We start from the raw sequence: 12,334 nt of genomic DNA on the forward strand, positions 1-12,334 counted from the left end.
TGGCCGACATCACCATGGCGCTGCCCCTGCTGTGCGCTGTGGTGCCGCCCAAGCGTCTGATCGCCGACAAGGCCTACGACGCACAGAGCTTGAGAGATTGGCTGAAGAGCCACCGGGTGATCGCCACCATCCCATCCACGGCCACCCGGACGGTACCCTATAAGCACAGCCGGGTCGCCTACCGGCGGCGCAATCGGATCGAGCGGCTGTTCGGCCACCTCAAAAACTGGCGGCGCGTCGCGACCCGCTACGATCGCCTAGCCTGCAACTATCTCGCAGCCGTCGCGCTAGTTTCCTCTGTCATCGCATGGACCTGAATGAGTCCCCTACCTAGGCCGGCCTGACGTCGTAGAATTGCGGGAAGCCGTTGCGCACGCCCGTCAGGCCCCGATAGGCCGTCGCCTCGTAATAGGCGCCGAGCGGCAGGTACGGCACGTCGATGAAGAACTGTCGCTGGATCTCGGCGCAGATCGCCTTCTGCGCCGCAGAATCGGGCGCGGTGAACCACGCGGCGCGCAGCTCCTCGAGACGGGGCGCGCGGGGCCATCCGAACCAGGCCTGGTCGCCGTTGCCGCGGATGCCGAGCTGGCCGGCGGGATCGAAGTTGTTGGTGCCGTTCAGGTAAGTGACGAAGGTGCTCCAGCCGCCCTTGTCCGGGGGCTGGCGGCTCGCCCGGCGCTGCACCAGGGTCCCCCAGTCCATCGCGACGAGGTCCACGGCGAGCCCGCATTTCTGGAAGGCTTCGGCCGCGACGAGGGCCAGGGGATGGGTGGCCGGGTAATCGGTCGGGTCGAGCATGACGACGCGCTCGCCCCGGTAGCCGGCCTCCGCCAGGGCGCGCCTGACCGCGGCGTAGTCGCGGGGGCCGACCAGCCCGTCGGTGCCCGCGCGCGTCGCCATCGGCGCCTCGGGGCTGAAGACGCCGACATGGTCCTTCCACAGGGCGCGCTCGTCGCCCGCGACCGCGCTCATGAACTCGGTCTGGTCGATGGCGCCGAGCAGCGCCCGGCGGATCGCGGGATTGTCGAAGGGCGGATGCAGGTGGTTGAAGCGCAGGCAGCCGATGCCGCCGGCCGGATCGAGCACCTCCAGCCGGATCCCCGATCTGCTCCTGAGCAGCGCCTGCAGGTCCGGCGTCGGGTTCTGCCACCAGTCGACCTCGCCGGCCGCCAGCGCGCTCGCGGCGGTGGAAGCGTCGGGCACGATCCGCCACTCGATCCGCTCGAAATGGGCCCGCTTCGGTCCGGCGGTGAAGCTCGCCGCGCCGTCCGGGCGGGGCACGTAGCCGTCGAAGCGCTCGTAGACGGTGAGCGCCCCCGGGACGCGCTCGTCCGCCTTGAAGCGGAACGGGCCCGAGCCGACCATCTCGGTGACCTGCGTGTTCGGGTCGGTCTTCGCCAGGCGCTCCGGCATGATGCAGGGCATCGAGGTGCCGGTCTTGCCCAGAGCTGCGGGCAGCAGCGGGAACGGCCGCTTGAGGCGGAACTGCACGACGCGGTCGGAGGTCGCCGCGAGTTCGTCGGTGGCGTCGATCAGCGCCCGGCCGAAGGCGTCGCGGGCGGCGAAGCGGCGCACGCTCGCCACCGCGTCGCGCGCCAGCACCGGCGCGCCGTCGTGGAAGCGCAGGCCCTCGCGCAGGGTCAGGCGCCAGAGGCGGCCATCCGCCTCGACGGCGTGACCCTCGACCATCTGCGGCTGGAACTCGTAGCCCGCGGTCTGGCCGTAGAGGGTGTCGAAGACGAGGTAGCCGTGGTTGCGCGTCACGGTCGCCGTCGTCCAGATCGGGTCGATCACCGCGACGTCGCTTTCCGGGATGAAGCGCAGGACCTTGGCGGGCTGCGCGACGGCGGGCCGCGCGACCGCGGCGGCGGCCAGGGCGGCGAGGACCTCGCGGCGCCTCATCGCAGAGCGCTCGTGCTGGATGCCATCGGAGACCGTGCGCCCGTCACCCTCGTCGCGTTGCATGGTGCCCTCGGAGAGGCAGCGAGGCAAACGCGGGGCCGCGCCCCGGCGCGCGCGGCCGCGTCAGCGGGCGGTGTCCGGAGCACAGCGGCGGGGCAACTCGCGCCGCGAGCTCCCTGCATGACCCCGCGTCCGCCGGGCCGGAGCCTCCGTCCCGGCGCCTCGGGCCCTAGCGCTCGCGGTCGGCCCCGGAATCGGCCTGTTCGGGCGCGGTCATCTCCGGCGTCAGCAGACCGAGTTCGATCAGGAAGGCCCAAGTCGGTTCCAAATAGACGCCGATCTGGATCGCATCCGGGTCCGAATGCGGCGTCACATAGGTGCGCCTCTTGTACAGCTCGGACTCGCCGCTCGCCAACAGGTCCAGCAACGCGCACCGGCGCATCCAAGAGATGATCCCGCGCGCGTAGGCGTCTTCGACCAGCTTGAATCCGCCGATCACGGCCTGTTCGAAATCGGGATCCGTTCGGATCACGACTCTGCGGGGTGTTTCCTGCATGTGTGTCCTGCGACGCTCGTGGATCGCGGCCAGCCGGCTCATGCTGATCTTGCGGCCGGCCGCCGAGGCTGACCCAGACTCGGACCAGTCCTGTCCAGGCGCAGAGCCCGCGCGGGCGTTTCCGTCGCCATCATTTGTGGTGCTCGGGGCTCGACCGAAGGACGTAGCACCCTGTCGCGGGCCGCCGCGCCCGCGGCTGAGGCCCCGCGGTCACATCGCTGCGCCGTGTCGTTCGATGTGTCGCACGCCTGCACGATCGCCGCGGGCCGCCGGAGGGGCCGCTCGGTCGGGCGCTCCCCGAGCCGGCCGCGGTCCGCGCCGGCGGCCACGGCGACCCCGTCGCTCCGGCAACGCCGCCGGCGCGGGTGCTCCGGAACACGCCGGGCCTGAAAGCTTGAGCCTACATCGGGATCACACCGCGACGACCGACGCGAGCCCGATGGAGACGACGATGACCTGGACGAACCGCATCACCATAGCCGCGACCCTCATCGGCGGCGCGATCGCGCTGGTGACTTACGCGCAGGCCCTGAGTCTGCCGACGCACTTCGCCTGAGCCCGCCTGCCGGGGGAGCGCCCCGCGCCGCTCCTCCGACGCCGTCGTGACGGCCACCGTCGCGTTGAGACTTATCGCGCAGCCCACGATCGTGCCGCCTCGCTTCTCCGAGGGGCGCCTGGCGGACCGCTGAGCCGCTCCGGGCCGCGCCGTCGGCGCGCGGTTCTCGGCAGGATCGGCCACGATCGCCCAGGATCGGGCGCCGGACCGCGTCGGCGCGGACGCGCCCGCCCCGCTTGCCGGGCCCGCCCTTTCGGCGTTTCAAGACCGTGACCCCTGGACGTGGCCCGGCCGGCGATGGAACTGAAGTGGATCGAGGACTTCCTCAGCCTCGCCGAGACCCGTAGCTTCTCACGCTCGGCCGAGGCGCGGCACGTCACGCAATCGGCGTTCAGCCGCCGCATCCGCTCCCTGGAGGTCTGGCTCGGCACGGCCTTGCTCGACCGCAGCACCTACCCGATCACCCTCACGGCGGACGGGCGCCACTTCCTCGAGACCGCCGAGGAGGTGGTGCGCCTCCTCACCCTCAGCCGCGCCGACTTCCGCAACCGCAGCGAGCGGTCGAGCCTGCCCGTCGTCGCCATCACGGCCCTGCATTCGCTCTGCCTCTCCTTCCTGCCGCGCTGGCTCGGCGCGCTCCGGGGCGAGCTCGGTGCGATGAGCAGCCGCGTGCTGCCGGAGAACTTCAACATCTGCCTCCAGGCCCTGGTCGAGGGCGGCTACGACCTCATGCTGACCTATCACCATCCGGGCATCCCGATCCCGCTCGGGCCCGATCGCTTTCCCTGCCTCGTCGTCGGCCAGGACAGCCTCGTGGCCGTGGCGGCGCCGGCGGATCTCCCCCGCGACCGGGAAGGCCGCCTGCCGCTCCTGCAATATTCCCGCGGCTCCTTCCTGGGCCGGCTCGCCGCCATCGCCCAGGCCCGGGAGGGCGCGCCCGCGACCTATCCGGTCCACACGAACGAGAACTCGATGGCCGAGGCCCTGCGGTCGATGGCGCTCGCGGGACACGGGGTCGCGTGGCTGCCGAGGAGCCTCGTGGCCGGCGAGATCGCGGCGGGCGCGCTCGCCATCGTCAGCCCCGAGATGTCGATGGAGATCCGGCTGTACCGCAGCGCGGAGCGGGCCCGGCCGTTCCTGGAGGCCGTCTGGTCGGCCGCCGCCGCGGATTCGAAGAACTATTCCGGTTCGGAATAGTTCTGGTCGCAACTAGCATTGGCGGCCCGCCGGCACCGGGACTATCAGACGCCGGCCGGTCAGGCGCGGCCGCCCGTGAGGGCGGGGCGACTGGCGGCGACCCTTCATCGCGCACCGTCGAGAGCGTCGACGCCCCCTCACGCGGGCCGGTCGCTCACGCGCAATCGTCTGCCCAACCGTCCTGCCCTACGGCGCGCCGGATCGCTTCCGCGCGCGAGGAGAGAGCCGTGTCCGAGATCGCTTCCGCCGCCGCCACCCGCACCGAGCACGACCTCCTGGGCGACCGCGAGGTTCCGCAGGCGGCCTACTGGGGCATCCATACCCTGCGCGCGGTCGAGAACTTCCCGATCACCGGCACCACGCTGGCCACCTGCCCGGACCTGATCCGGGCGCTCGCGGCGATCAAGCAGGCGGCGGCGCTCGCCAACCGGGAACTCGGCCTGCTCGACGCGGCGCGCTGCGACGCGATCGTCGCGGCCTGCGAGGAGATCCGGGCCGGCGGCCTGCACGATCAGTTCGTGGTCGATCTCATCCAGGGCGGGGCCGGGACCTCGACCAACATGAACGCCAACGAGGTCGTGGCCAACCGCGCGCTCGAACTGCTCGGCCACGCCCGCGGCGCCTACGGGCAGCTGCACCCGAACGAGCACGTCAACATGGGCCAGAGCACCAACGACGTGTACCCGACGGCCCTCAAGATCGCCGGCATCGGCGCGATCCGTCGGCTCGTCGCCGCGATGGCGTCGCTGCGCGGCAGCTTCGAGGCCAAGGCCGCCGAGTTCTCGGACGTGCTCAAGATGGGCCGCACCCAGCTGCAGGACGCGGTGCCCATGACGCTCGGCCAGGAATTCGGCACCTACGCGCGCATGCTCGGCGAGGACGAGGCCCGGCTGGGCGAGGCCGAGCTGCTGATCCGCGAGATCAACATGGGCGCCACCGCGATCGGGACCGGCATCACCGCGCATCCCCTCTACGCGGCCGCGGTCCGCGCGCGGCTGTCCGAGATCACCGGCATCCCGCTCGTCACGGCCGAGGATCTGGTCGAGGCAACCCAGGATTGCGGCGCCTTCGTGCAGGTGTCCGGCGTCCTCAAGCGGGTGGCCGTGAAGCTGTCCAAGACCTGCAACGACCTGCGCCTGCTCTCCAGCGGTCCGCGCGCGGGCTTCGGCGAGATCAACCTGCCGGCCCGGCAGGCCGGCTCCTCGATCATGCCCGGCAAGGTCAATCCGGTGATCCCCGAGGTGGTGAACCAAGTGGCGTTCGAGGTGATCGGCAACGACGTGACGATCAGCTTCGCGGCCGAGGCCGGCCAGCTGCAGCTCAACGCCTTCGAGCCCGTGATCGCCTACAGCCTGTTCCGCAGCTTCGCGCATCTCGAAGCCGCCTGCCGCACGCTCGATCTCCACTGCGTGCGGGGCATCACCGCCAACCGCGAACGGCTGCGCGCCAGCGTCGAGCACTCGATCGGGATCGTGACCGCGCTCAACCCCTATATCGGCTACCGCAACGCGACGGCCGTCGCCATGGAGGCGCACGCGACCGGTCGCGGCGTCTACGACCTCGTGCTCGAGAAGGGGCTGATGGCCCGCGCGCAGCTCGACGCGGTCCTCCGGCCCGAGCGGCTGACCCGCCCGCAAGCCCCCGATCCGGTCATCGCCCGGGCCGTCGCCGGGGCCTGATCCAGAATCCGGGATCCGCGCCCGCGACGCCAGCGGTCGGATCCCGCACGCCGAACAACACGATCCCATGGGAGGACAACGGATGACGCACGCCGATACGGACCCGGATTCCACGACATCGCGCTCGGGCCGGCTCACGCTCTATACCGGGCTCGGGCTGGCACTCGGCATCCTCGTCGGCGCCGTCCTGCACGGACTGGCGGCCGGACCCGACGAGGCCAAGGCGTTCGCGGCGCACTTCACCCTCGCGACCGACATCTTCCTGCGTCTGATCAAGATGATCATCGCGCCGCTCGTGTTCGCCACCATCGTGGCCGGCATCGCGAGCTTCGGCGACGCCCGCTCGGTCGGCCGGGTCGCCGCGCTGGCCATGGGCTGGTTCGTCACCGCCTCGGTCGTCTCGCTCACCCTCGGGCTCCTGACCGCGAACCTGTTCCAGCCGGGCGCGGGCCTGGGCCTGCCGCTGCCCGACGCGGGGGCGCAGACCGGCCTGAAGGCCGCCTCGCTGAACCTGCGCGACTTCCTCGTCCACGTCTTCCCGACCAGCATCGTCTCGGCCATGGCCGGCAACGAGGTGCTGCAGATCCTGGTCTTCTCGATCTTCTTCGGCTTCGGTCTCAGCACGATCGACCGGCGCTACAGCGAGCCGATGGTGCAGCTTCTCGACGGCCTCGCCCGCGTGATGTTCAGGGTCACCGACACGGTGATGCGGCTCGCGCCGATCGCCGTCTTCGCGGCCATCGCGGCGGTCGTCACCGTCCAAGGGCTCGGCGTCCTTCTCGATTACGGCAAGTTCATCGCCAGCTTCTACGCGGGCCTGTCCCTGCTCTGGCTGCTGCTGATCGGTGCCGGCTGGGCCGTGCTGGGCCGCCGCGTGGTGGAGCTGCTGCGCCTGCTGCGCGCCCCGATGATCCTCGCCTTCTCGACGGCGAGCAGCGAGGCCGCCTTCCCGCGCACCGTCGAGGTGCTGGAGCGCTTCGGGGTGCGCCCGCGCGTGACGGGGTTCGTGCTGCCGCTCGGGTACTCGTTCAACCTCGACGGCTCGATGATGTACCAGGCCATGGCCGCCCTGTTCATCGCCCAGGCGTTCGGGATTCACATGGGCTTCGGCGAGCAGCTCACGATGCTGCTCGTCATGATGGTGACGAGCAAGGGCATCGCCGGCGTGCCGCGGGCCTCGTTGGTCGTGGTGGCCGCCACCGTGCCGATGTTCGGTCTCCCGGCCGCCGGCATCCTGCTGATCATGGGCATCGACCAGATCCTCGACATGGGGCGCACCGTCACGAACGTCCTCGGTAACGGGCTCGCCACCGCGGCGGTCGCCAAGTGGCGGGGTGAGATCGCGGGTGGCGTCCGGGAGGTGAGCGCGGAGCCCGCGGGGCCGCGCCTCGACCTCGCCGCGCGGCCCGCGGCCGGCGCCGCCCGCGCTTGACGGCGCCGCCGTGGCCCGCTCGATGGCGGACGGGATCGCGCCGCTCGCCGCTGTCACGGACCGCTCCGGCTCTGAGAGGCGACCGCGCCCGGGCATCGCTCCGGGCGCGGGGGCGCGGCAGCCGGGTCCGGTCTGTCAGGTTCCGACCCGGAGCGGGGCTGTGAGCTTGCGCAGGTAGGCGATGACCGACAGGGCCGTGATGCGGCCCGTGCGGGGGTTCTCGTCGGTCGGGACATTCTCGATCGTCATCGCGAAGCGCGCGGCGTCGGCCTCCACCTCGATGCGGTGCGTGTTGCGCTCCAGGCCGGGGTCGGCCCAGATCTCGAGCTCGGTCCGGTCGGGACCGTTGCCGGCCAGCGAGAGCGCGACCGCGACGTTGAGATTCGCCGGGAAGCCGCGGGCCGCCTCGCGGGGGCTGCCGGCGAAGATGCGCATCGGCTCGGTGATGCCGCCGATCTCGATGCCGTTCTCCGCGAGGTAGGGGGCGCCGACGAGGCCGCGCACGGGCTTGCGGGTGATCATCCGCACCGTGCGGATGGTGCCCTCCGCGGCGGCCGTCACGGCGTCGAGGCCGAGCAGCGCGCCGGTCGGGACGACGATCTGACCGCCGTGGGCGCGGGCCGTCGCCACGAGGTCCTCGTGATCGAGGAGCGCGCCGCAGCTCAGCACGATCGCGGTCTTCCCCGCCGCCACGAAGGGCCGCACGATCGCCGGGAGATGCTGGGACGGCGCGCATTCCAGCACGATGTCGGCCCGCGGCTCCAGGGCGTCGAACGCGGTGACGACCTCCGGCGGCTCCGCGAGCGCCGCGAGGGCGGCCCGGGCTCTGGCGGCATCGCGAACCGCGACGGCGGTCAGCCTCAGCCCCGATATGGCGCCCGCATCGAGCGCGCGCGCCACGGCCAGCCCGACGGTGCCGAGGCCGGCGATCGCGATGCGACCGCCGCGGATGGGCGACCTCGGGGCTTCCTGCAGCGGCATGTCGGGTATCCGTTCATCGGGGCCGGAGCGGCCGACCGCGCCAGCCCTCTGCATCGGCCATGCCGGGGGGGACGCGCCTCAGCCCTCGCCGCGGGCATCGCGCGGCCGGACCGCGTCGCCGCGCAGGGCGCGCGCGGTCCGCGCGACGTGTCCGACGCCGACGTCACGGTCGTCGATCCGGTCCAGGGCGCCATCGACGTCCCCCGCGACCCTGCCGCGCTGTTCCACGGCGCGCCGCTGCGCCGAGGCGAGGCGGTCCGCCTTCATCTCGAGGTGCCTCAGGCACGCGCACCGCAGGAGCGAGGCGAAATTGCGTGCCTCACCGTGGAGAGCGAGCACTTCGTCGTAGAGAAGCGTCACGAGGCGGGGAAGGGTCATGCCCTGAGCGGCGGCGATGTCCTCGAGCACGTTCCAGAACATCACCTCGATCCTGATCGAGGTCGAGTGTCCGCCGAGCCGGATGGAGCGGGTCTCGCCCTCGTAGTCGGCGGGCGGCATCCCCGAGTACAGATTGCACATGTCCACCCCTGCGATCCGCGCCGCTCACCCGCGGCGACCGCCCGCGCTTCCCCGGGATGAGGAACAATAATGCAGCGCGCGCCCGTTTCCACCGCCTTCCGGGCTCTGGCATAACGCGCTCCGCGGATCGTCGCGGGCCCGCTCCGCAGTAGCATGATACTACCACCGCACGCTGGAGCGGCTCTAAGTTTCCGCTCGGCGGGACCCCCCGGGGCCTTCGGCCTCGGGCCTCGACAGGGGGGATCATGCGCGACATGTCCGACATGCCCGAGCGGATCCCCGCGATGATCCGGGTCCGGGACGCGGCGCGCTCCGCGCGTTTCTACCGGGCCGCCTTCGGCCTCGACACCGCCGACCGGCCCGGCTTCGAAACCTTCACCCCGATCGATCTCGCGCATGCCGCGTCCGGTCTCGCGTCGGCGCTGACGGTCAACACGGGCCACGACGGCGCCTGCGGCCTGGGCGTGGGGGGTCGCCCGGGGCACGGCGCGCTCCTGCTTCATCGACGACCCGGACGAGCACAAGATCGAGGTGCTCGCCCGCGGTTGGCGCTTCGCCTGATGACCCGCGACGGCCCGCCATCGGCCGCCGCGGCACCGGCACGACCGACACGGACAGGGGAGGACGGGATGAGGATGCAGGAGACGGGCGCGCACCTGTCCCGCCGCGGCTTCCTGGGCGCCGCGGGCTCGACGCTGCTCGCGGTCGCGGTCATGCCGGACGGCAGCGTGACCGGGCGGGCCTGGGCGCAGATGCCGAAGGCGACGAAGCCCGAGACCTTCGCCTCGCTCGTGCAGATGTCGCGCGACTGCTACCCGCACGACCGCGTCGCCGACAGGTACTACGCTGCCGCGGTGCAGATCCTCGACGACGCGGCGCGGACCGCTCCAGGAGAACTGACGCTCCTCGAGGACGGGATGGCCGCGCTCAACCGGGCGGCCGTCGAGAGGCACCGCCTGCCCTACGCCAAGGTTCCGCAGGACACGGACCGGGCGGCCCTCCTCGAGACCATCGAGCCGACCACGTTCTTCCAGAAGGTGCGGGCCAACCTGATCGTCGGTCTCTACAACCAGAAGGAGCTTTGGCCGATCTTCGGTTACGAGGGCGCCTCCTTCGACAAGGGCGGCTACCTGGAGCGCGGATTCGACGACATCGACTGGCTCTGACGGCGGCCCGGCGCCCGCGCCGGCGGCCGCGCGCGACACGCATTAACCGCTCGGTCCGACCATCCCGCGCGAAGACGGGACGGGGCCGATCCGCGGCAGGAGGAAACCATGTCAGCTCCCTACGACCTCAGCGACGGCTCCGTCTTCGTCATCGTCGGCTCGGGCGCCGGCGGCGGGACCCTCGGGACCCAGCTCGCGCTCAAGGGCATCGACACCGTCATCCTCGAGGCGGGCGACCGGCACGAGACCTTCGACTTCGTCAACGACGAGTGGGATTCGTTCGCCCAGCTCGCCTGGAAGGACGAGCGGCACGCCACCCGGCCGTGGCCGATCGCCAAGACGTTCCCCAACCTGCCGGCCTGGATCGTGAAGGCCGTCGGCGGCTCGACCGTGCACTGGGCGGGCGCGTCGCTGCGCTTCCAGGAGCACGAGTTCAGGACGCGCACGCATTACGGGGCGGTGAAGGGGGCCAACCTCCTCGACTGGCCCGTCGACCTCCCGGAGATGGACCCCTGGTACGCCATGGCCGAGAACCGGATGGGCGTCACGCGCACCAACGGCATCCCGGGCCTGCCGGGCAACAACAACTTCAAGGTGCTCGAGGCCGGCGCCCGCAAGATCGGCTACACGGAGGTGCATACCGGCCGGATGGCCATCAACTCCGAGCCGCGCGACGACCGCGCCGCGTGCATGCAGCTCGGTTTCTGCTTCCAGGGGTGCAAGTCGGGCGCCAAGTGGTCGACGCTCATCGCGGAGATCCCGAAGGGCGAGGCCACGGGCCGGCTCGAGGTCCGTTCGGGCTGCCAGGTGCTGCGGATCGAGCACGATCCCGGCGGCAAGGTCACCGGCGTGGTCTACGCCGACAAGGACGGTGTCGAGCACCGGCAGAGAGCGCGGGCCGTCGCCGTGGCCGGCAACTCCATCGAGAGCCCGAGGCTGCTCCTCAATTCGCACTCGGCGAAGTTCCCCGACGGTCTGGCCAACGCGTCGGGGCAGGTCGGGCGCAACTACATGCGCCACACGACCGGTTCGGTCTACGCCATCTTCGAGAAGCCGGTCCACATGTACCGCGGCACCACGATGGCCGGCATCGTGCGCGACGAGGCCCGGCACGATCCGAGCCGCGGCTTCGTCGGCGGCTACGAGCTCGAGACGCTCTCCCTGGGCCTGCCCTTCATGGCGGCGTTCCTCGACCCGCAGACGTGGGGCCGCGACTTCACCGGCGCCCTCGACAAGTACCGGAACATGGCGGGCCTCTGGATCGTGGGCGAGGACATGCCCTGTTCCGACAACCGCATCACCCTGTCGGACGACACGGATGCCTACGGGATGCCGGTCGCGTCGGTCCATTTCGCCGACCATCCCAACGACGAGGCGATGCGCGAGCACGCCTACAGGCAGGGCAGCGCCCTCTACGAGGCCGTCGGCGCGGTCCGCACCATCCGCACCCCGCCCTATCCGTCGACGCACAACCTCGGCACGAACCGCATGAGCGAGAAGCCCCGGGACGGCGTCGTCAACCGCTTCGGCCAAGCCCACGATGTCGAGAACCTGTTCGTCTCGGACGGCTCCCAGTTCACGACCGGCGCCGCGGAGAATCCGACCCTCACCATCGTCGCGCTGGCCCTGCGGCAGGCGGACCACATCGCCAAGCGGATGAGTCGCGGCGAGATCTGAGCGCGGACCCGGCACCCGCATCCGGCCGGCGCAGGCGATCTCCGCGATCTCCGCGACCATCGCGATCGCGCTTCCCGCGCGGGCCCGCGGAAAGCTCGGCTCCCGCCCCCGGCGTCAGTGGAGGTGAAACTCGCTGCCGACGGCCCGCAATTCCGCGGGCCTGATCAGGCGGCTGTGGGCCACCTTCACCGAATGCAGCGGCCCATCGAGGGCGCCCTGCCAGAAGGCCAGGAAGCGCTTCAGCTCCGGGAAGACGGGGAAGAGATCGTGCTGCTGCCAGATGAAGGTCTGGAGCAGGTGGGGATGGTCGGGCAGGTGATACAGGATCTCGGCTGTCGTCAGGCTGTAGCCTTCCAGCTGACGACGGAAGGCGGTCGAAACGCTCATGGCGGCCCCTCCTGCGCGCATCGTGAGAGTGACCCACGACGAAGCAAGAAAGTTGCCGGCTGAGCTGTTAACAAACGCCGAATCGCCCGCGATCTCAGTCGGTTAGCACTCAGAGCGGCCGATGGCTGCCAGAGCGGTTCGGGGTCGCGCGCACGCGCGCGCTGCACCGAGGTCGGGCCGCGCAGGACGGGCTCGGCGACGCTCGGTTCCAGCGTCCGGACCGCGAGCCGGCCTCTCCGTCGCGGGATCTGATCCTGTTTAGGACCCAAGCGTCTCAAATAT

Annotated in this window: 10 protein-coding genes and 2 pseudogenes; 7 read left to right on the forward strand and 5 right to left on the reverse strand. The window is 71.2% G+C overall.

The window, feature by feature from the left end:
- A partial coding sequence (locus BMY19_RS23260) for a transposase (RefSeq protein WP_139215684.1) occupies positions 1 to 317 on the forward strand: 317 nt, incomplete at its 5' end.
- Between the two features lie 13 nt (positions 318 to 330).
- Here the strand turns inward: BMY19_RS23260 and BMY19_RS23265 are convergent.
- On the reverse strand, positions 331 to 1,902 hold the full coding sequence (locus BMY19_RS23265; protein WP_056524301.1) for an ABC transporter substrate-binding protein: 1,572 nt from the start codon (positions 1,900 to 1,902) through the stop codon (positions 331 to 333).
- Between the two features lie 229 nt (positions 1,903 to 2,131).
- The gene (locus tag BMY19_RS23270; RefSeq protein ID WP_139215685.1) at positions 2,132 to 2,500 is read right to left on the reverse strand and encodes a hypothetical protein; all 369 of its coding nucleotides are present in this window, start codon (positions 2,498 to 2,500) and stop codon (positions 2,132 to 2,134) included.
- Positions 2,501 to 3,311: 811 nt separating this feature from the next.
- Between BMY19_RS23270 and BMY19_RS23275 the strand changes: the two genes are divergently transcribed.
- The 3 genes from BMY19_RS23275 (at position 3,312) to BMY19_RS23285 (ending at position 7,322) form a co-directional block, all read left to right on the forward strand.
- Positions 3,312 to 4,211, forward strand: coding sequence for a LysR family transcriptional regulator (locus BMY19_RS23275; RefSeq protein WP_091682176.1), 900 nt, complete (start codon positions 3,312 to 3,314; stop codon positions 4,209 to 4,211).
- Positions 4,212 to 4,438: 227 nt separating this feature from the next.
- Positions 4,439 to 5,890: an aspartate ammonia-lyase gene (gene aspA / locus BMY19_RS23280; RefSeq protein ID WP_100253099.1), complete on the forward strand. Its 1,452-nt coding sequence runs from the start codon at positions 4,439 to 4,441 to the stop codon at positions 5,888 to 5,890.
- Positions 5,891 to 5,972: 82 nt separating this feature from the next.
- Complete coding sequence (locus tag BMY19_RS23285) at positions 5,973 to 7,322, forward strand: dicarboxylate/amino acid:cation symporter (protein WP_056524126.1); 1,350 nt, start codon at positions 5,973 to 5,975, stop codon at positions 7,320 to 7,322.
- A 135-nt stretch (positions 7,323 to 7,457) separates the two neighbouring features.
- Here BMY19_RS23285 and BMY19_RS23290 read toward each other — a convergent pair whose 3' ends face one another.
- Together BMY19_RS23290 and BMY19_RS31425 are read right to left on the reverse strand one after the other, a co-directional pair.
- Positions 7,458 to 8,303, reverse strand: coding sequence for an aspartate dehydrogenase (locus BMY19_RS23290; RefSeq protein WP_100253100.1), 846 nt, complete (start codon positions 8,301 to 8,303; stop codon positions 7,458 to 7,460).
- A gap of 279 nt (positions 8,304 to 8,582) precedes the next feature.
- A pseudogene (locus BMY19_RS31425) lies at positions 8,583 to 8,822 on the reverse strand (ribbon-helix-helix domain-containing protein); the annotation flags it as partial.
- 263 nt (positions 8,823 to 9,085) lie between these two features.
- Between BMY19_RS31425 and BMY19_RS31430 the strand changes: the two are divergent.
- The 3 genes and pseudogenes from BMY19_RS31430 (at position 9,086) to BMY19_RS23305 (ending at position 11,665) form a co-directional block, all read left to right on the forward strand.
- Positions 9,086 to 9,383: pseudogene (locus BMY19_RS31430) on the forward strand (lactoylglutathione lyase).
- 68 nt (positions 9,384 to 9,451) lie between these two features.
- On the forward strand, positions 9,452 to 9,988 hold the full coding sequence (locus BMY19_RS23300; protein ID WP_244534995.1) for a gluconate 2-dehydrogenase subunit 3 family protein: 537 nt from the start codon (positions 9,452 to 9,454) through the stop codon (positions 9,986 to 9,988).
- Positions 9,989 to 10,096: 108 nt separating this feature from the next.
- On the forward strand, positions 10,097 to 11,665 hold the full coding sequence (locus BMY19_RS23305; protein WP_100253102.1) for a GMC family oxidoreductase: 1,569 nt from the start codon (positions 10,097 to 10,099) through the stop codon (positions 11,663 to 11,665).
- A 114-nt stretch (positions 11,666 to 11,779) separates the two neighbouring features.
- Here the strand turns inward: BMY19_RS23305 and BMY19_RS23310 are convergent, their stop codons facing one another.
- Positions 11,780 to 12,052 carry an usg protein gene (locus tag BMY19_RS23310; RefSeq protein ID WP_020095930.1) on the reverse strand — a complete coding sequence of 91 codons (273 nt, stop codon included), beginning with the start codon at positions 12,050 to 12,052 and terminating at the stop codon, positions 11,780 to 11,782.
- Positions 12,053 to 12,334: the final 282 nt, after the last annotated feature.

It is taken from the genome of Methylobacterium sp. UNC300MFChir4.1 (assembly GCF_900110155.1).
Taxonomy (GTDB): domain Bacteria; phylum Pseudomonadota; class Alphaproteobacteria; order Rhizobiales; family Beijerinckiaceae; genus Methylobacterium.

Bases quoted from the DNA above. Each gene is read 5' to 3' on its own strand.
- BMY19_RS23275 (WP_091682176.1), top strand. From the start codon at position 3,312: ATGGAACTGAAGTGGATCGAGGACTTCCTCAGCCTCGCCGAGACCCGT.
- BMY19_RS23270 (WP_139215685.1), bottom strand. From the start codon at position 2,500: ATGAGCCGGCTGGCCGCGATCCACGAGCGTCGCAGGACACACATGCAG.
- BMY19_RS23305 (WP_100253102.1), top strand. From the start codon at position 10,097: ATGTCAGCTCCCTACGACCTCAGCGACGGCTCCGTCTTCGTCATCGTC.
- BMY19_RS23265 (WP_056524301.1), bottom strand. From the start codon at position 1,902: ATGAGGCGCCGCGAGGTCCTCGCCGCCCTGGCCGCCGCCGCGGTCGCG.
- BMY19_RS23285 (WP_056524126.1), top strand. From the start codon at position 5,973: ATGACGCACGCCGATACGGACCCGGATTCCACGACATCGCGCTCGGGC.
- BMY19_RS23310 (WP_020095930.1), bottom strand. From the start codon at position 12,052: ATGAGCGTTTCGACCGCCTTCCGTCGTCAGCTGGAAGGCTACAGCCTG.
- BMY19_RS23290 (WP_100253100.1), bottom strand. From the start codon at position 8,303: ATGCCGCTGCAGGAAGCCCCGAGGTCGCCCATCCGCGGCGGTCGCATC.
- BMY19_RS23300 (WP_244534995.1), top strand. From the start codon at position 9,452: ATGAGGATGCAGGAGACGGGCGCGCACCTGTCCCGCCGCGGCTTCCTG.